Here is a 20,338-nt window from a genome sequence, read left to right as displayed (position 1 = left end):
TGTCAGTTCATATTCTTGAATGCGCTCGAAAGCATCAGCTTGATCCTGTTCAGCTGATTTACCTCTGATGCACCCGGATCATAGTCTATAGCTGCTATATTGGCTCCCGGATACCTGGAACGGATCTTCTTTATTACTCCCTTTCCTACTATATGGTTAGGGAGGCAGCCAAACGGCTGTATGCAGACCACATTGTTGACGCCTGAATTTACAAGCTCGAGCATTTCTCCGGTAAGGAACCAGCCCTCGCCTGTCTGATCGCCAAGTGATACTATCTCCTTTGCCCTCTCTGCTGTCTCTTCTATGTATGCAGGCGGAGTGAAGTGCCTTGATTCCTCAAAGGCTTTCCTTGCAGGACGCCTCAGCCACTCAAAGAAGCGTATCCCCAGATTGGACATTGTAACTGCCCGCTTTGATGTTCCCAGATTCTCATGCTTGAACCTCTCATTAAAGAAGCAGTAGAGGAGGAAATCGGTGAGGTCAGGTATCACTGCCTCTGCTCCCTCTGATTCCAGGAGATCTGCCAGATGGTTGTTGGCCACCACCGAATACTTGACCATTATCTCTCCTACTATACCGACACGAGGCTTCTTCTGATCCGTGATCGGAAGATTATCGAAATCAGCGATTATATCACGGCACATCTTGGAAAACTTCCTGTGGGAGAGCATGGCCGGCCTTGAAAGGAAGTCTATTACCTTTTTCTTCCAGCTGGAATAAAGCTCATCGGCACTGCCCTTTACCTTCTCATACGGTCTCATTCTGTAGAGACATTTGAGGAAGATATCTCCAAAGACCAGTCCGTAAAGGCCATGCTGGATCAGCTTTGGTCCAAGCTTAAAGCCCGGATTCTTCTCCAGACCAACCACATTCAGTGATATCACAGGGATATCTCCGTAGCCGGCCTTGCCAAGGGCTCTTCTTATGAAGGAGATATAGTTTGAGGCCCGGCAGCCGCCTCCTGTCTGGGTGATCAGAAGGGCCGTGCGTTTAAGATCATACTTTCCTGACTTGAGCGCAGCTATAAACTGCCCTACTACCAGAAGCGAAGGATAGCAGGCATCATTGTTTACGAAGCGAAGCCCGTTATCCACACAGTCCTTTGCAGGCACCTCAGGAACCACAACGGTATAGCCGGCACTTGACATGGCAGGCGCTATGATATCGAAATGGATAGGAGACATCTGAGGAGCAAGAATGGTATAGTTTTTCTTCATATCCTTTGTAAAGATCTTACGCTGATATGAAGAAGGCACTATCCTTCTCCCTGCCTCCTCCTTTCTGGCATTTCTCTGTCTAACCCTGATCGCTGCCAGAAGAGAACGAACTCTTATCCTTGCTGCGCCAAGGTTATTTACCTCATCTATCTTGAGGCAGGTATAGATCTTGCCGCTTTTCGTCAGGATATCGCTTACGCAGTCGGTCGTGACCGCATCAAGTCCGCATCCGAATGAATTAAGCTGGATCACATCGAGACAGTCGGTCTTCTTTACAAAGTTGGCTGCTGAATACATTCTGGTATGGTAGGTCCACTGATCCATTACAATAAGCGGTCTCTCCAGCTTTCCAAGATGAGAAACCGAGTCCTCGGTAAGTACTGCCATACCATAGCTTGTGATAAGATCAGGAATCCCGTGATTTATCTCGGGATCCACGTGATATGGTCTTCCACAGAGGACTATTCCGTGCCGTCCAGTTTTCTTCAGATACTCTATCGTCTCCTCACCCTTTTTCTCTATGTCCCATCTGGCATGAGTAAACTCGTACCAGGCCTTATGAGCGGCGTCCCTGACCTCATGTTCAGGTATATCGTATTCCTCCTTAAAGACCTTTACCAGCTGGTCGGAAAGCACCCCTTCATTTGTAAAGGCCATGAATGGGCTTATGAACCTGACCTTGCCCGAGGTGATATCCTCTACGTTATTCCTGATATTTTCCGCATAGGAGGTCACTATAGGACAGTTATAGTGATTGTTGGAGTCAGGAAACTCATTTCTCTCATATGGCACACACGGGTAAAAGATGGTCTTTACTCCGTTATTAATAAGCCACTGGACATGTCCGTGAGTAAGCTTTGCCGGATAGCATTCAGACTCTGACGGTATTGACTCTATTCCAAGCTCATAGATCTTTCTCGACGAATCCGGAGAAAGGACCAGATTAAAGCCCAGCTCCTTGAAGAATACGGCCCAGAAAGGATAGTTCTCATACATATTAAGGACCCTTGGTATCCCTATCGTTCCGCGCTTAGCCTTCTCCAAAGGAAGCGGCTCATAGCCGAATACCCTCTTGTACTTATAGTCATAAAGGTTTGGAATATTATCCGGATTCTTCGGTTTGCCAAGTCCTCTTTCGCAGCGGTTTCCTGTAATGAAGCGTCTTCCGTCTGAGAACTTGTTTATAGTCAGCATACACTTGTTCGTACAACCCTGGCAATGAGTCATATTCGTAGAATATGTAAGGGAAAGGATCTGATCCATCGAAAGCATAGATGTGGTCTTTTCATCCTCGTATCTTTCTCTTGCTATAAGGGCAGAGCCGAAGGCTCCCATAATCCCGGCTATATCAGGCCTGGTCACATGGAGGCCGCCTATCTTTTCGAAGGCGCGAAGAACCGCATCATTATAGAATGTTCCTCCCTGAACGACCACGTTTTTTCCAAGCTGTCTGGGGTCTGAGAGCTTTATTACCTTAAACAGGGCATTCTTTATTACTGAATAGGCAAGTCCGGCTGATATATCGGCAACCGATGCTCCCTCCTTCTGGGCCTGCTTGACCTTTGAATTCATGAATACGGTACAGCGGGTACCTAAGTCGATCGGATGCTCCGCAAAAAGTGCCTCCTTTGCGAAATCGATCACACTATAATTAAGTGACTTTGCAAAGGTCTCTATGAAGGAGCCGCATCCTGACGAGCATGCCTCGTTCAGCTGGACAGAATCTATTGTATGATCCTTTATCCTTATGCACTTCATATCCTGTCCGCCTATATCAAGAATACAGTCAACATCCGGATCGAAGAAGGCTGCTGCATAGTAATGGGCGACCGTCTCCACCTCTCCGTCGTCAAGCTTGAAGGCTGATTTCAAAAGTGCCTCTCCGTATCCAGTAGAGCATGAATGGACTATATGGGCCTCAGGCGGCAGAAGCTTATTTATCTCTCCCATTGCCCGAACAGCCGTCTTTAACGGTGATCCGTTGTTATTATCATAGAAAGAATACAGGAGTCTTCCATCATCATCTATCAGGGCTACCTTTGTCGTGGTAGAGCCCGCATCTATTCCAAGGAAGACATTTCCCTTAGCCTGCTTTATATCGGCTGTCTTCACATGGTTATTTCCATGCTTTTCCAAAAAGGCGTCATATTCCTGCCTGTCCTTGAAGAGAGGTTCCATCCTGGCCACCTCGAATTCCATCTTAAGTGGCTTTGAAAGCTTCTCCTCGATCGAGGAAAGCATCATCTGGCTCTCATCCTTATAGTTCAGTGCAGATCCGATCGCTGCGAAAAGATGGGAATTGTCAGGGATTATAGTATGCTCCTCATCAAGCTTTAAGGTCTCTATAAATCTCTGGCGCAGCTGGTCAAGGAAATGAAGCGGTCCGCCAAGAAAGGCCACATGGCCCCTTATAGGCTTTCCACAGGCAAGTCCTGAAATCGTCTGGTTTACAACTGCCTGAAAGATAGAAGCTGAGAGATCCTCCCTTGTAGCTCCCTCGTTTATAAGCGGCTGTATATCTGTCTTTGCGAAAACTCCGCAGCGGGCAGCTATAGGGTATATGGAGTTATAGCTTTTTGCATATTCATTAAGGCCGCTCGCATCAGTCTGTATAAGAGAGGCCATCTGGTCTATAAATGAGCCTGTACCTCCGGCACAGACTCCGTTCATCCTCTCCTCGACATTGCCATTCTCGAAGTAGATGATCTTTGCGTCCTCGCCGCCTAACTCTATAGCCACATCAGTCTGGGGCGCATAATGAGTAAGAGCCGTAGCTACAGCCACGACCTCCTGACAGAATGGTATGTTCAGATGATTGGCCAGTGTGAGTCCGCCGGAACCTGTGATCACAGGAGATACCATATGGTCTCCTGCTGCCTTAATGGCATCTGATACAAGGCCGTAGAGTGTCTCCCTGATATTAGCAAAATGCCTTCTGTAGTCAGAGAAGAGCAGATTGTCCTCTGTATCAAGAAGTGCTACCTTCACGGTCGTAGATCCTATATCGATTCCAAGCGTATATGGTTTTTGTGACATATATTTTCCTTCCGTCATTTTATAGCTAAAACAGGTATATGCACCTGTCAAGTGATTATTATAGGTAAATAAATGTTATGTTTCAATCTACAAATATCCTCAAGTGTTGTTTTAGATTGCGCGCAATCGAATACCACTATCAGATGATTTCCACATGTTTTTATCGAATCTGGCGGCGTATCCTACTCAATAAAAAAAGGATTTGACTATATCCATGGTTTCTATTATGCTAAACTTGTATCAATCAAGAAACTGACGTCGTTTTTCACAAAGGATAAGATCAGCTGATGAACAGTAAAAATGCAGTAAATAATCTAAGGCTTCTTGTTGTAATTGTGGTCTCATCACTTCTTCTCGCGATCAATATGAACACCTTCGTTTCTACCGGAGGGCTTGTTCCGGGAGGCGCCACAGGACTATCGCTTCTGATAAAGCGTTCTCTGGCTAAATTCGCGGGGTTAAGCCTTCCGTTCACGCCTCTAAACCTCGCGATCAACGCGATCCCTGTCTACATAGGCTTTCGTTTTATCGGAAAGAAATTTACCGGCACCTCGCTCATGGTCATCGCGCTCTCTTCAGTGCTTACTGACCTTCTGCCCAGCTACGTGATCACTTATGATACTCTGCTGATAAGCATATTCGGAGGGATCTTAAACGGGGTTGCCATCTCCCTCTGCCTCAAAAACGATACGACAACAGGCGGAACGGATTTTATATCTATATATATATCCGAAAAAACAGGCCGGGACTCATTTAACGTGATTCTGGGCATAAACGTCGTGATACTTGTGATCGCCGGCCTGCTCTTCGGCTGGGACAAGGCGCTCTACTCCATCATCTTCCAATTCGCCACAACTGAGGTCGAGCACATGATGTACCGCAACTACCAGCAGGTGACGCTTCTTATCATAACGAAAGTTCCTGACCAGATATGCGAGATGATCTACAGCCAGACCGACCACGGCGGCACAATCATCGACGGAATCGGCTCCCATGAGAAGAATCCTAGAAAGATCGTCTACTCAGTTATCGGAGCTGCTGAGAAAGATACTGTAATAAAACAGATAAAGCAGGCAGACCCTTGTGCCTTCTGTAACGTGATCCGCACTGAGCGGATAGCGGGCAAATTTCACCTGCAGCCGCACAGCTGAATCAAAAATAAAAGGGTGATGTTTAAAAGCATCACCCTTTTTATAGAAAATGTCCTTATAATTATGATGTATGACATTTATGCCTGATCCAGGACAGCGGCTTAGGGACTGGCTGCCTCTTTTAAGGCTCTTACTTCGTAAGAAGCTCCATGATCTGATTCGATCTCCTGATAAACTCTGACATCTCAGCCGGAGAAAGCGGCTGATTCGAAAGCTCTGCCAGGTCGTATAGCTGATGAGCTATAAGTCCTGCATTCTCTGAGTCCTTGTGCTCATTCAGATACTTTACAAGCGGATGGGTGACGTTAAGGACAAGTGTCTCCGGTCCTGAGAATTCTGACATATCGCCGCCGTTCAAATTATACATCTTCATCATGTCATTCATACGGCGCATGTTCTCATCACGGCCGATGACTGCCGCGATATCCTCTGTCTTAAGCTTTTCGACCTTTATCGTCAGATCGTCCTTTTTAAGCTCGTTCTTGAAGATCTCCTCAAGGGTCTTCTGCTCATCCTCCAGTTCCTTCGGGTCCATCTCCTCTGAAAGAGCCTTTGAGATATCCGCATCGATCCTCAAAAATCTATAATGCTGATTTCTGTGCTCAAGCTGGGTGATAAAGGAGGTATCAATGGTCCGATCAAGTATTACAGCATCCATGCCATTAGACTTGAACATATCTATATACTGTCCCTGCTGAGCCTTGTCAGTGACATAATAGATAGCTGTCTTGTCCTCTTCCTTTATCGGCTCATTATCTTTCGCATCGTCCTTCTTCTCCTCTGTCTTTTCCACGTCCTTCTTTGCATCCTTCTCAAGAAGCTCAGGCAGGGTCACATACTTATCATTTATATCCTTAAAGAGGATATAGTCATTCATCTTGTCGCAGAACTTCTCATCCTTTAAGCAGCCGTACTTGATGAATGGGCTTATATCATCCCAGTACTTCTCATAGGTATCCTTTTCGGTCTTTTCCATGCCTATAAGCTTGTCAGCGACCTTCTTCGAGATATAATCCCTTATCTTTGCCACGAAGCCATCATTCTGCAGTGCAGACCTTGATACATTAAGTGGCAGATCCGGACAGTCAATAACTCCCTTCAGCAGCATGAAATACTCAGGGATGACCTCCTTTATATTATCAGCCACGAACACCTGATTATTGTAGAGCTTGATCTTCCCTTCTATAGAGTCATACTCTGAATTGATCTTAGGGAAATAGATTATGCCCTTCAGGTTGAACGGATAATCCATGTTCAGATGGATCCAGAACAGAGGATCCCTGTAGTCCATAAAGACCTTTCTGTAGAATTCCTTATACTCCTCTTCTGTGCATTCCGAAGGAGTCTTGGTCCAGAGTGGATGGATATCGTTTATAGGTACAGGTCTCTTTATGATCTTAAGTTTATCCTTTGCCGGGGTCTTTAGTACCTTCTCTGTTGTACCGTCGTCCTTTTTCTTGTCCTCGTACTCGGCTTCCTTATGGATCTCTTCAACGACTGTATCAGTATCTCTCTTGTCATCAGGATCTATCTCCTCGTACTCTGTCGGTGCATCTGCCTTGGTCAGATAGATCTCTGTCGGCATGAATGAGCAGTACTTCTCTATTACCTCTCTTGCCTTGTATTCATTGGCGAACTCAAGGCAATCATCATTCAGGAAAAGCGTGATAGTCGTGCCGACCTCTGTCTTATCGCCATCGCTTAAGGTATAGTCTGTTCCGCCGTCGCACTCCCAGTGCACAGGAGTCGCGCCCTCCTTATAGCTTAAGGTATCAATGTAGACCTGATCTGCTACCATGAAGGCAGAATAGAAGCCCAGACCGAAATGTCCGATTATCTGATCATCATTTCCCTTGTCCTTGTACTTGGAAAGAAAATCCGTCGCACCTGAGAAGGCTATCTGATTGATATACTTGTCGACCTCATCCTCAGTCATTCCGATACCGTTATCAGAAATCTGTATAGTCTTCTTCTCCGGATCTACCTCTACGCTTACCTTTCCCTTGTAATCTGCAGGAAGCTCGCATTCACCCATCATGGCAAGCTTTGACAGCTTGGTTATGGCATCACAGGCATTGCTGATAAGCTCCCTGTAAAAGATATCGTGGTCTGAATAAAGCCACTTCTTGATAACTGGAAAGATATTCTCGCTAGTAATAGAAAGACTGCCGCTTTTTTCTGACATTGATTTAGTCACTCCTTTGAATATTTGTTAGGGGTTAGGGAGGTATGTATATAATATTTATTTTTCCCTAGCCCCTGGTCCCTGGTCTCTAGGTCCTTTATTAGCCAACGCACTTGTTGACTGCTAATCTATATTCTAATCCATCCCTTACCTCTTGTCAACAAAAAATTGGCACTCTTTTAACTAGAGTGCCAACAAAATTTAATATCTATCCCGCATAATGCAGCGCCTCGATCGGATCCTTTGCGGCTGCCTTTCTTGCTGGGTAAAGACCGAACAGTAGACCTATTCCTACCGAAAAAACCGTAGCGACTACACACACTCCTGGGTTCAGGCGGAAGCTGTATTCCGAGAATCCGTTTATGGCAGCTATTATTATCCCGCTAATAACCAGTCCTATCACGGCTCCTATCAGACATATCACAAGTGCTTCTATCAGAAATTGGAGCATGATGCTTCCCTCGGTTGCTCCTATCGCCTTTCTTATTCCTATTTCTCTGGTACGCTCTGTTACGGAGACAAGCATTATGTTCATTATGCCTATGCCTCCGACAAGCAGGGAAATCGCAGCTATTCCTCCAAGCATCAGGGTCATGACTCCTGTCACCTTTCCAAGAGTGTCTGCTATCACCTTCATATTCACCACTGTAAAGGCATCTGAATCGTTTGAGAAACGCTCTAGCAGATATTCGTTTATCTGCTGCTGGGCCTGATCTGACAGCTGGTCCGACTTCGGTGATACAGTAAAGCTTGCCACATCCCTTACAGTTGTAGAAAGCCTCTCCAGCGAGGTAAATGGAATATAGGCCTCATAGGACGACCCAAAGGTCACTGTTGTATCAGACTGCTTTTCTACTCCGATAACAGTATATGGCGTTCCATTAAGGCTTATGGTCTGTCCAATGGCCTCTGAACTGTTATATACGCCAAGTATATCCCTTGCTGCATCTGCATTTATCACTGCGACATTTGAGTGATTGTCTACATCCGCACTACGGAGAAAACGGCCTGCCGAAAGCTCTATACCATTTATAGACTGATATGAGGCTGTGGTCCCGGTAAGGCTCATAGTCTCTGTATCGTTTCCGCTCTTAACATTCGCCTGCGAAACTGCGCTTGGAGCCACAGCAGATACGGCTGAAAGAGCCTTTATGTCCGTAAGGTCAGACAGCTTGAGTGGATTGTCCTTATCATCCGTTATAGTAACTGTAATCGAATTCGTGCTGATGGATGAGATAGTATCTGTGATAGTAGATGTAGCCGAGGTCGTTATAGAGACGAGGACTACAAGAGCGACAACACCTATTATTATTCCAAGCATAGTGAGAAATGACCTCATCTTATTGGAGAAAACCGATGAAAAAGCCATTTTTACCGAAGAACCTACCATCAGACCACCTCCTCGATCTCGTTTATATCCTTTGCATCAGTGACATGTCCGTCAAGTATCTTTATGGACCTTCCGGCCTCCTTTGCGACCTTTGCGTCATGAGTGATAAGAAGGATAGTATTTCCCTCCTCATTTAACTTATGGAAAAGCTCCAGAAGCCTGCCTCCGGTCTTCTGATCGAGATTCCCGGTAGGCTCATCAGCAAGGAAAAGAGATGGTCTTGTAGCAAGAGCTCTTGCTATAGCAACTCTCTGCTGCTGTCCTCCGGAAAGCTCAGATGGCTTATGATCCCTTCTGTCCCAGAGACCCAGCTCGTTTAAGGCTTCCTGGGTCTGCTCCTTTCTTTTCTGAACTGACAGCCCCTGATAGATAAGAGGAAGTTCTACATTCTCATAGGCCGTGAGCTTTGGCAGAAGATTGAAGTCCTGAAAGATAAAGCCAATCTTTTTGTTCCTGATCCTTGAAAGCTGGTTTCTGCTGTAATTTGCTATCTCCTGTCCGTCCAGATAATATTTCCCTGAGCTTGCAGTATCAAGGCAGCCTATAATATTCATAAGCGTAGACTTGCCTGAGCCTGACGGCCCTATAACGCTTACAAACTCTCCACGGTTCACATGCATATTGGCATGGTCAAGAGCCTTTACCACAGAATCTCCTATCCTGTATATCTTCGAGACATCGGAAAGCAGTATCATCTTTTTTTCATCCATTAGTTACCTCCCGGGCCGCCGTTACCGCCTGATGGCGGTGTGCCTCCATTGTCTCCTAAAGGACCGTCGTTTCTGCCGCCCTGCTGGCTTTTCTGCATATTGTTTCCCATGTTTGACATATTATTCTGTGAGCTTGTAAGCTCCTGACCTGAAAGATCCTTGTAGTAGACCGTATCGCCCTCTGAAAGTCCATCTGTGATCTCTACTGTGCTGTCATTTGAAAGGCCGGTCGTTATCTTTGTCTTACCGCCCAGACTCCCATTATCATTTGTCGTATATACATAGGAGCTTCCTCCCTCCTCCTGAACTGCAGAAAGAGGAATAGTAAGCACATCCTCGGCCGAATCGATCGTTATCACAGCTGTCGCGTTCATTCCGACAAGCATATCATCTGTCTTTTCTATCTGGCAGGTAACAGTATACTTGGTGCTTCCTCCGCTGTTTGTACCTTTCTTTGATACCTTTGTTATCTCACCGGTAAAGGTCTCTCCATCGATAGCATCTAAGGCAACGCTTACATCCTGTCCCTTTTTGATATTTAGTATATCAAGCTCATCAACCGAAAGCGAGATATCCATCATATCGCCTGTAGCAATAGTAAAAGCTGTAGTATATGTCACATCTGAGACAGATGATGAATACGAGGAGCCGCTTCCCTCTGATGTCGTGCTGCCTGTAGAGGCAGATCCTGTAAGTGCTGACAAGTTTGAATCTGTAAGCCCTGATGCAACTGGATTTCCAGTCCTACCTGTCGTGGTCTTTTCTTTAGAGGATGAGCTGTCTTTACTGCCACTATCCTTTTTGGATGAAGACTTCGAGCTGTCTGTATCCTTTTTTGATGAGGGCTTTTCTGATGAATACTCTGCCCCGTCTGTATTACCTGCCTCATCATAAGTCTCCTGTGAATCATCTGTCGAGGACCAAGCATTGCCATCAGATGAGCTGCTGTCAGAAATCACTACCTTTTCTGTAAGCTGACTTGCAACAAGCCCTTTAGAATCTGAACTGGTCCCGGTGATACCGGAAAGCGATGAATTATTAGTCACGGAGCTATCTGTTGACGTGGATGAGGATGCATCCGATGATCCACTTACATTAACTGAATCGATAGTTCCTGCCACGCTAGCGGTAATGGTCCCGCTCTTTTTTATTTTCAGAAGCCTCTTTAATGCCTTGTAAAGGTCAGTCTTCTGGGCCTTTAGCATCTCACGCTCTGCTGTGTACTTCGACCCTGACTTGCTCTTTATTGACTTAAGCGAATCATTTATATCAGAAATTGAGCTCCTTACAGAATATATCTGCTCTTTTACCGATGTCAGATCCACCTTGGCCAGGGCATGGCCCTTTTTTACCGTATCACCCTCCTCGACAAGGACCTTCTTTACCGTGATCCCCGAAGGTATCGTTATATCGGCTGTCTTTGCCTCTGCAAGGGTTCCGCTGGCGGTAACTGTATTTGCTATAGTACCCTTTGTGACCTTTACAGTCTTGACCGAGCTGCTCTTCTTTTCGGCCTGCCTGGCTTTCTTCCTTATCGAGCCGGAAATGAGCATGGCAAGCACCGCCGCCACTATGCAAAGGATAACTATAATCCTTTTCATCTTCTTTTTCTTTTCCATTGGATACCTCCGTATTCAGTGATCTGTTGAATTGTTAAAAAAATTATATTACCGTTATGTGAGCGAAATGTGTTTAATTATGGATAATTTATGGAAAACTGAAATAAAACATGAAAAGGAGCCGGTATATACCGGCTCCCTGACGAAAGATGTGTAATCATCAGCCATTATATTTGAGATCGACTGCTCCCGGATCTCCGTCAGCAACATAATATGCCTTACCGTCCTCCGGCTTCACATAGATCTGAATATCCTTGAAGGTCTTCTTACGACCCTTGGTGTAATCCTTTCTGGCGTCCTCAAGGATCTCCTCGAGACTGAAGCTGTTGCCTGCAAACTGGATAAATACCTTTGGTTCTGCAGCCTTCTCCTCAGCCTTTGCTTTTGCAGCTGCTACAGTCTTCTTAACTGCTGTTGCAGTCTTCTTTGCAGCGCCTGCTGCCTTCGAAGCTGTAGTCTTCTTAGGAGCCTCCTTCTTTGCAGGAGCCTTTTTCTCAGCCACATCCTTGGTTTCCTGTGTCTTCTCCTCAGCCTTTCTTGCCTTTGCAGCCTCGGCTGCCTTTGTAGTTGCTTCTTTCACTTTCGCTGCCTCTTTTCTGATACCATCTGCTGCCTTCTTACCTGTCTCCTCACTGAGATTAAGTATCTCACGGACAGTCGTAGAAAGATCAGCAGACTTCTTCTGCGATGTTTTAATGGATGCCATTTCGACGTCTCCTCTCAATCAAAATGCCTTGATCACTGTAAAATTTTTTACATATTTATAATTATACTACATTCTGATTATTTTCCAAGGTTTTATTTTTATAAAATTTTATGATTTAGTTAAAACTTTTTTGTGAAAAATAACCATAGCCTCAAACCTTCTCAAAGATTCAGAAACTAATCTTATCGGAAAGAGTTTTGAAAAAACTATTCGTAGCCACCTTATGTCCCAGCCTATCGGAAATATCCTTCCAGGCATTTTCATCTAAATACGAATAGTCCTGCTGGTTCTGTTTTTCTATGATCGAGTCCATTATCTTCTTCTTACGGCTCTCGATAATGCTGTTACGGTTCTCATCCGACTTCTTTTGATCAAACTTTGACAGGCAGTAGATTATATATGTACCGTCAGCTGTATGCACTGGTTCTGAATATTTTTTCTCATCGAGTGCGAAAGCTGCATCGCAGATCTGATCAGAGTATGTCCTGCGGCAGATCGTGACCTGAGTCTTCTTGTCGATAGAGTATTCCTTGGCGACTATCGAAGGATCCGTCCCGTTCTTAAGCTCCTTCATAGCCTTTTCTTCAGTTGCATCATCTCCGGACTCGAGTGTTATCAGAACAGCATCCATGACTCTGGCCTCCTCATCGGAAACCTCATCATCAGCTCTTGAAACTATCTTCTTATATACCTTTGAAGCAAGGGCCTCTTTCTGATACATCTTACTGATATCCTTTTCAGAGACATCAAGCGTCTTTCTGTCTTCCTGGGAAAGAGAGGCATAATATGCCTCTGCTGCCCGGTCGACAAGATCCTCCTCGGTCCTTTTTAGCTTTATATCATTATCAGATGCATAGAGATTCAAGGCATAAACAACAGAGAGTCTGTCAATAACTGCCTTTCGTATGCTTTTCTCGAGCCGCCCGGTATTCAGTTCCTGATCCCACAGGCAGATATCCCCTGTTTTTCCATATATATTGTAATAGTTTGCCAGATATACCCTTGCTGTCTTTTTGTCACAGGAGAGCCGTCCGATACTGAAAACAGTTCCCGGAAGGGCTCCTGTAGTTACTATCACCTGTTTTCCATCCACCGTGCACCCTGAAAGACCTGCAAGGGTCATTGATGCCGTTGCTAATAGTGCAATGATCCGCTTTATTGTCATAAGGACTTTCTACTCCTTCTTTTCCTTTCCCAGAAGACTCTTTACCCGGGGCAGGGCTATCTGCTTTCCCAGAGCAAATGAATAAAGATACAGCTGTGATACAGGCATATCCATTGCTCTTTCAGCAGCTACCTGATAGAGCTGCAGCTGTTTTGTATATTTCTCTGTAAGCATAGAAGCTGACCTGACCCTGTCCGTCTTATAATCCAACAGAACTATTTTACCATTTTCTACAAAAAATGCATCAATAATTCCCTGTATTATTATCTGATCCTCTGTGTCGGCTCCGTCTGTATCCTCTGTCAGGTCACCGAAGAAAAATTCCGGTGTATCTCCTGTCACAAAGGCCTGCTCTCTGTATAGCTCTCCTCTCTTATATGCCTGCTGCATCCTGGCTGCAAGCTCCGATGAAAGGAAGCGCTCAAGGCCGCTTCTGCTAAGGACCTCTGCCTGGTCACTTGTCAGGAATCCCCTCTCAAGCATATAGGCCATCTGTTTGTCAAAGGACTCTGACAGAGGCTCGATCGAAAAGTCCATCTTTTCCAGAAAGCGGTGCATTGCTGTACCTCGAAAGACTCCTCTTGTCATACTATCCATTTCATTCTGATCCTGTCTTAAGAATAAAGGCAGGGTCGGAGTGAATTTCTCTTCCTCCTTATCATCGCCAGGCGATGCCTCAAACATAGCCGCTGAATCATCATCAGCCATGGACTGATCGGATATCCTCTTGATCTCTGAGACCGAATACTTCTGTTTTGGAATAACCTCCTTTTCAAAGGCATAGGGGCTTGTAAATCTGTCATAAAGCCTTATGGCCTTATCCCTTATATCCTCTGACCCGTCCGAGCAAAGCAGGTCTCTTATCCTGTCCTTTTCCTTCATCGAGGAGATCTCATTGGCTGCAAAGCCTGAGGCATCCGGCGCATCTATCCTGTAGCCGGCCTTTTTAAGCACCGGAATGATGACCCTGTAGTAATTCATAGAGCCTTTAAGCTCTGAATAGGTGCATCTGTCGCTATGAAGCTCCTCTCCCTTTTTGAGATACTCTTCCTTATCCTTTTCAGTAAGACTTCCTACAAGGATAAGCTTCTCCTTGGCCCTGGTGAGAGCGACATAAAGAACGCGGAGAGACTCTCCAAGCTCTCTGTCAGCCTTTTTCGACCTAAGCATGGCCAGATGGGCTGTCTCTCTTTTCTTATGAGCTGCCACATCAATGTAGGGCATGGATATGTCCTGATCCCCGTCAAGCTCGACCGGGTCCAAACTGTTATGAAACCTGTTTCCAAGTCCTATAACAAAGACGACTGGGAACTCAAGGCCCTTGCTCTTATGGATAGTCATTATCCTTACCGCATCCTCGCTGCCTCCTGCATCTGCCTCGCCCTCATCCGACTTGTATTCGTTAAGCTTCTCTATATAGGACACAAATGATGAGATACCTGAAAAGCTTGTCGTTGAGAAGGCGACTGCCTTGTCAAACAGCTTCATCAGATTTTCCCTCCGCCTCTCTCCGCCTGGCAGACAGCTGACCAAAGCATCATAGCCTGTGTCTTGATATAGCCTTGCTATTATCTGGTATACAGGGGTATCACAGGTAAGATGACGAAGACTGGTAAGCTCATTCCAGAAGTCATCCAGTCTTTTCCTGGCATCTGGCGAAAGCTCTGCCTTTGGCTCGCTGCATTCTGCAAGCAGGGCCTGATAGAAGGAACGCTCCTTATGGGCTGCCCTTATAAGGGCCATATCCTCGTCGGAAAGACCTACATACATAGATGTAAGGACAGAGGCCAGTGGTATATCCTGTCTCGGATTGTCGATTATACGAAGGTAATTAAGAGTTACCACAACCTCCGCTGCCTTAAAATAGCCTGTGGCAGCGGCATTTTCTGCCGGTATCCCATAGGCATTGAAGACATCCATTATCTTTGCTGCATTTACCTTTGTGCTTCGCATGATCACAGCAATATCGCTGTAACCTATCGGCCTCATGCCTCCATTGCCGTCAGCTACCTTAAAGCCCTTCATAAGTGAGCTAATCCTCTGGGCAGTCCAGGTCGCCTCAAGCGAGGTCTGATCATCCGAGATCTCGTCAAGCTCCTCGTCATCCCTTGCAAGGATCACAGTCTCTGTGGAATTGTCCTGGCCATCAGGAAGCGGCGGATAATAGTCTGCTCCCAGCTTCAGCCAGGCTTTTTTTTCATACTCCACTCCGCCTATCTCCTCTATCATGACCATTCTGAAAATATCGTTTACAGTATCGACCACAGTGGCCCTGCTCCTGAAATTCTTATCAAGGTCTATACGGCGGAAGTCTGAGTCTTCCTCCCTTTTAAACTCCTTTGATTTCCTTATTATGATACCCGGATCTGCGTTTCTGAAGCCATAGATAGACTGCTTTACATCTCCGACCATGAAGTAATCAAGGCCATCTCTTGTCACAGCAGAAAGTATCATCTCATTGAGCTCATTGGTATCCTGATACTCATCTACCATGACCTCACGATAACGCCTGCGATAGTCTCTGGCCGCATCTGTTATCGAGCCGTCGTCATTTATCAGGATCCTCACCGCGAAATGCTCTATATCGGAAAACTCAAAGGATTTCCGGTCCTTTTTCTCAGATAGAAAGGCCTCGTCGAATCTGGCTGTGAGCTCTATTATCTTCTTAAGGTAGGGAATCTTCCTGTTCTCATCGGAGACTATAAGCTCAAGTGGCACATCGAGGAAACGCTCCTTTATCTTTTTATTGAAAAAATCCCTGTACTCATCCCTTACTCCTTTCATTTCATCAGCAATAAGCTTCTGATCCTCTGTTCCCTTTCTTACCTGTGCCTTTCCGACCGGAGGGAACTTGTAGGTGTCACAAAGATAATGTATGTCCTGAAAGCTTTCTGCCTCCATTAGACCTGTAAAGAAGGACCGGTCAGAGGAAAGATTGCCGATAATGGTATCAAAAAGGCCATCGTCATTTTCTGCCTGGGCTGTCCTTGTAAGCTTTTCTACAACAGTAAGAGTCTCCTCTGCAAAGTCCCTGATCCATTTCACAAGCTCCTTCATCCAGCCACATTCTGAAATAGTGGACAGATCCACCTCCCTTATGCTATCTGAAAGAGAGCTGTAAAATCTATCAGGCCAGGCATGGGCCTGAGCCATATCATATATGCCAAGTATGATCTCGCAAAGCGCGTCATCTGACCCCTTCGAGGAAAACATATCGGAAAGCTCGAGGAAGGTCGGATCTGCAGCAGCATACTCCTCCCTCATCATCTCCTCTATGACCTGATGCTTTAAGAGCTCTCCCTCTCCCTGATCCATGAATCTGAAATCCGGATCCAGATCTATCCTTGTAAAATATTCAGAAACCACATTCTTGCAGAAACTGTCTATGGTCCTGATATCAGAGGAATATACCTTCTCCCTCATCCTCCCAAGTCTCCTGTCGGATGGATTTCTCCTTAGCTCTGCATCAAGTGAGCTGTATATTCTCTCCTTCATCTCCTTTGCAGCAGCTCTTGTAAAGGTCACCACAAGAAACTGATCTATATCCCATGGATCATCCTTGCTGACAAGTCTTTTTATTATGCGCTCTACTAATACAGCTGTCTTACCGCTTCCGGCAGCTGCTGTCACAAGAAGGGACTGATCCCTTGAGTCTATAGTAGCCTGCTGTGCCTTAGTCCACTTCATCTGCCTTCCTCCTTTTCCATGACCTTTGTGATCAGGCCCTTAAGTGTCGAGCCCTTCTTCCCCTTCTGATCCGGTGAGATATAGGAAGCAAGAGAATTATCAAGATCACGGTAATAAAAGCCCCGCAGTCTGGTATCGAAATGGCAGACTCCGCTGTAGGGACATCTGTCGCATGCGCTCCTGCCCTTATATCTGTATGGATTCACATAGGTATCCCCTCCGGCTATATGGGAACCCAGGGATGCAGCCATATCTCTTGTATACATGCTAAGGGCAGAGAAGGACTCCATAGGCAAGAGCATTTCTGATGTCCCGAGGCTGCCGTCCTTTCTGGTAGAAAGATTCACAAACGGAGACTTGTAGCTTGTCTGGCAAGTCAGATCATTGTCAAGAGCAGATATAACTGCCATATCATCGGCTACAAAGCCTGATGGCCTAAGCTCATTTAGAAGTTTCTGGTGCAGCATATCATCAGTAAGAGGACTGTCCTCATCGACTCTTGGGTCCATGATCTGGTAATAGAACACAGCTCCGGGAAGTGTATTCCTACCGCTATGCTTCCTAAGTCCGCTTAAGGCAGCCCGTAAATATACAAGAAGCTGGAGCTCCAGGCCTGCACCTATAAGTACTGGATCAAGTCTGTTAGTCCCGGTCTTGTAATCTACTATCTTTACATAGTCGCCCTCCCTGAGTCTTGCTATATCTATCCTGTCTATACGGCCTGTAAATGAAAGCGACCTGCCACCCGGCAGACTGATCATAAGATCCGAAGGATCACACAGGTCCTTAAGCTCCTGCTCGAAATGGACAGGGACAAAGCTTCCCGCCTTTATCTGCTCTGTCATCACCATTGTATTGAAAAGCAGATTGCGGTATGCGCTGTCCTTGAAATGATTCTCTCTCGGATCTATAAAGGTCTCCCTGTCCTTAAATCCGGAAAGCTCTGCTTCAAACCCCTGACGAAGTCTTTCTCCCACCAAAGCCTGGTCTATCTTCTCCCAGGTAAGCCCGTCTGATATCATGCTCTTTCCGAACCTCTCCAGAGCTCCATGATAGAGATTACCCAGATCAAGTGCCTTGAATTCATTTTTCCTTCGCTCGGAAAGAGAGAGTCCGTACTGGAGAAAGTAGCTGTAGGCGCATCTGGCAAAGGTCTCAAGTCTGCTTACAGACATCTGCATATCCTTACCGTAGAGAGCCTCTGTCACCGCCTCCGAAAGCGGTGTCTTTTTGTTTTCGAAGAAGGCTGCCCTAAGGAAGCGTTCTCTCTGATCCTGCCTTCCTGTAATGGACTTCACTGCAAGAAGAGAGCTGGTAAGCTCCACGGTCTCCCTGTCAGCCTGGGAATCTATGATCTTCCTGATCCCTCTTGTCATAACTATATCTGCACTCTTCTCTGTCTCTAAGAATACAGGATCTGTAGAGGCGACAGCACAGATCTCCGCCGATGGTATAAGTCTCCTTATCTCATCAAAAAGATATGATCCGTTTATAGCACTTCCGTCCTCCGCCATCCTGTGATAGCTTATGAAGATTCTCTCCCTTGCCTTGGTAAGGACAAGATAGAGATAAAATTTCTGTTCAAGGCTTCTCTTCTCATCTGTAGGAGAAAGCTCGAAGCCCTCCTCCTTAAGGATCCGTCTGTCCTCCTGTGAAAAGATTCCTGTACTATCCCCCGTCATAGGGATCTTATCGTCTCCTGCACCTATAAGGAAAAGTATACGCACATCAGAAAGTCTGCTCCTCTCTAAGTCTCCGAAGGATACAGAATCATTGCTCTTAGGGACAGTGGCCGGCTTTATCGAATCCAGCCCGTCTATAAGCATATCCTTGAAATCTGCGGCCTTCATCTTCTCTTCTCCGAGAATATAGACCATCTGATCAGCAAGGGTGCAGAGGAATCCATACATCCGTCTGTAGAGATCGGCTGCGACCATATCCCCCTCCTCTTCCTTCATGTCTGAGCGCTTTATAAGCTTCCTCTCCACATCAAAGGAGGCGAGCAGACTAAAAAGCGAGGTCATCCTCTCCCTTACTGTAATGCCCCTCTTCTGAGTCTCGTAAAACTGCTGCAGAGGCCCTGCTATCTTCTCCCTGATCTGCTCAGCCACGATGAGATCGCTGTCCTTTCTGAAGCTGTCGCTGCGGCGGGTAAAGCTGTTCCATAGATAGGTCGTATTCCGAAATGATGCCTCGTAGAGATAATTGTCCAGTATATCTGTCTCCTCTGCTGATAAAGGAGTGAGGCCTGTCCGTAAGAAACGCATAAGGGAATCATAGGACATACGACGCCTTATCAGGTCAAAGGCTGAGTCGCAGAATTCGGTAAGGGGATTAAATAATGCGCTCTTCCTTTCGTCAACGAAGACTGGTATGCCTGATGAGGCAAATATCCTCTCTATCGAATATCTGTATACCGAAACATCAGGGCAGACTACAGCTATATCCCTGTAATGGAGTCCCTCCTCTGTACGGATAAGCTGATGGATCCTCTGAGCCGTGTACAAAAGCTCCTGGTTCACATTGCCAAGTGAGTAGAGAGACACTGGCGCATCCTCTGCCCTGACCAGAAGATTGGCCCCATCATCCCTGAAAATATGTTCCTCTACAAAGGCCATATCATCATGTCCCGAAAATCTGCCATGTCCCCTTCCTATTATGACAGGATCCATAAACCCATCTCCGGCAAGTGATGACAGAAAGCAGCTCTCCTCCCTCGACATATAAAAAAGCTCATCCTCGCTGCCATTCGAATAAAGGTCGGTATCCGGATCCGCACAGATGCAGGCATAAACTGTATCTACAACAGAGCTAAGCCGGCCAAGAAGCTCCTTCTGTACAGGAGTAAAGCCTGTATAGCCATCAAGGACTATGACTGAATCCTTAAGAAGTTCGGATCTGTCACAGACCTCACATAGCAGGGAAAGCACCTGCTCCTCAGTAAACATGCTCTGGTCAAAAAGCTTGAGGAACTCCCGGTAGAGCTTCTCGATATCCTCTGCCTTCTCCCTGAAAGCCTTTGTGGCCGTTGGTGACGAGGCCATCCTATCAAGGTCATCCGGAGAATAGCCATACTGCATCAGCTCCGAAATAAGTGACTTGACCTGATCTATATAGCCTCTGCGTCCTATATTCCTCTTCAGGATGCCAAGGTCATCTGAAATAAGGGAGGCTGCGCGGCGAAGCAGAAGTACCTTTCCGGTCTCATCAAGGCAGTGCGTCTTATTAGTCCCAAGCTCATCAAAGACCCTGTAGGCCAGCCTCTCAAACGAGAGGACATCTATATTCATAATGCTTCTTCTCGGATGTGCAAAAACCAGAATCCTCTGGGTCTGCATAGAATACTGGAGCGGAACGAGAATAAGATAATGCTTGTCCGGATTCGCTATAGCCTGCTCAACTATCCTATTGTAAATATAAGTGGATTTGCCAGCCCCCGACGGTCCGGCGATAATCTGAAGGTTCATAATAG

10 protein-coding genes are annotated in these 20,338 nt (G+C 46.0%); 1 reads left to right on the top strand and 9 read right to left on the bottom strand.

The window, feature by feature from the left end; all coding sequences use genetic code 11:
- Window positions 1–2: 2 nt before the first annotated feature.
- Window positions 3–4,253 (bottom strand): acyl-CoA dehydratase activase-related protein, encoded by a 4,251-nt coding sequence (locus ACTNCK_RS03170; RefSeq protein ID WP_441080924.1) that lies wholly within the window; start codon window positions 4,251–4,253, stop codon window positions 3–5.
- A gap of 287 nt (window positions 4,254–4,540) precedes the next feature.
- Between ACTNCK_RS03170 and ACTNCK_RS03165 the strand changes: the two genes are divergently transcribed.
- Window positions 4,541–5,404, top strand: coding sequence for a YitT family protein (locus tag ACTNCK_RS03165; protein WP_441080923.1), 864 nt, complete (start codon window positions 4,541–4,543; stop codon window positions 5,402–5,404).
- Between the two features lie 130 nt (window positions 5,405–5,534).
- Here the strand turns inward: ACTNCK_RS03165 and htpG are convergent, their stop codons facing one another.
- From htpG to ACTNCK_RS03125, 8 genes are all read right to left on the bottom strand, one after another.
- Window positions 5,535–7,589, bottom strand: a complete 2,055-nt coding sequence (htpG, locus tag ACTNCK_RS03160; RefSeq protein WP_441080922.1) for a molecular chaperone HtpG — start codon at window positions 7,587–7,589, stop codon at window positions 5,535–5,537.
- A gap of 208 nt (window positions 7,590–7,797) precedes the next feature.
- On the bottom strand, window positions 7,798–8,979 hold the full coding sequence (locus ACTNCK_RS03155; protein WP_441080921.1) for an ABC transporter permease: 1,182 nt from the start codon (window positions 8,977–8,979) through the stop codon (window positions 7,798–7,800).
- Window positions 8,979–9,689 carry an ABC transporter ATP-binding protein gene (locus tag ACTNCK_RS03150; RefSeq protein WP_441080920.1) on the bottom strand — a complete coding sequence of 237 codons (711 nt, stop codon included), beginning with the start codon at window positions 9,687–9,689 and terminating at the stop codon, window positions 8,979–8,981. The genes ACTNCK_RS03155 and ACTNCK_RS03150 overlap by 1 nt, the downstream gene beginning before the upstream one ends.
- Window positions 9,689–11,308 (bottom strand): HlyD family efflux transporter periplasmic adaptor subunit, encoded by a 1,620-nt coding sequence (locus ACTNCK_RS03145; RefSeq protein WP_441080919.1) that lies wholly within the window; start codon window positions 11,306–11,308, stop codon window positions 9,689–9,691. The genes ACTNCK_RS03150 and ACTNCK_RS03145 overlap by 1 nt, the downstream gene beginning before the upstream one ends.
- 160 nt (window positions 11,309–11,468) lie before the next feature.
- Entirely contained in the window at window positions 11,469–12,014 is a 546-nt protein-coding gene (locus tag ACTNCK_RS03140) for a DUF6465 family protein (protein WP_441080918.1), read from the bottom strand.
- Between the two features lie 169 nt (window positions 12,015–12,183).
- Window positions 12,184–13,179, bottom strand: a complete 996-nt coding sequence (locus ACTNCK_RS03135; RefSeq protein ID WP_441080916.1) for a peptidylprolyl isomerase — start codon at window positions 13,177–13,179, stop codon at window positions 12,184–12,186.
- Window positions 13,180–13,188: 9 nt separating this feature from the next.
- A complete protein-coding gene (addA, locus tag ACTNCK_RS03130; protein WP_441080914.1) occupies window positions 13,189–16,866 on the bottom strand; it encodes a helicase-exonuclease AddAB subunit AddA in 3,678 nt (1,225 codons plus the stop codon).
- Window positions 16,863–20,333, bottom strand: a complete 3,471-nt coding sequence (locus tag ACTNCK_RS03125) for a PD-(D/E)XK nuclease family protein (RefSeq protein WP_441080913.1) — start codon at window positions 20,331–20,333, stop codon at window positions 16,863–16,865. The genes addA and ACTNCK_RS03125 overlap by 4 nt, the downstream gene beginning before the upstream one ends.
- Between the last annotated feature and the right edge of the window lie 5 nt (window positions 20,334–20,338).

Origin of the sequence: Candidatus Weimeria sp. HCP3S3_B5 (genome assembly GCF_052064335.1) — a bacterium.
In the GTDB taxonomy this organism is placed as follows: Bacteria; Bacillota; Clostridia; order Lachnospirales; family Lachnospiraceae; genus Weimeria.
The sequence above is the reverse complement of the archived record's forward strand: the minus strand, read 5'-3'. Positions and strand labels throughout refer to the sequence as shown.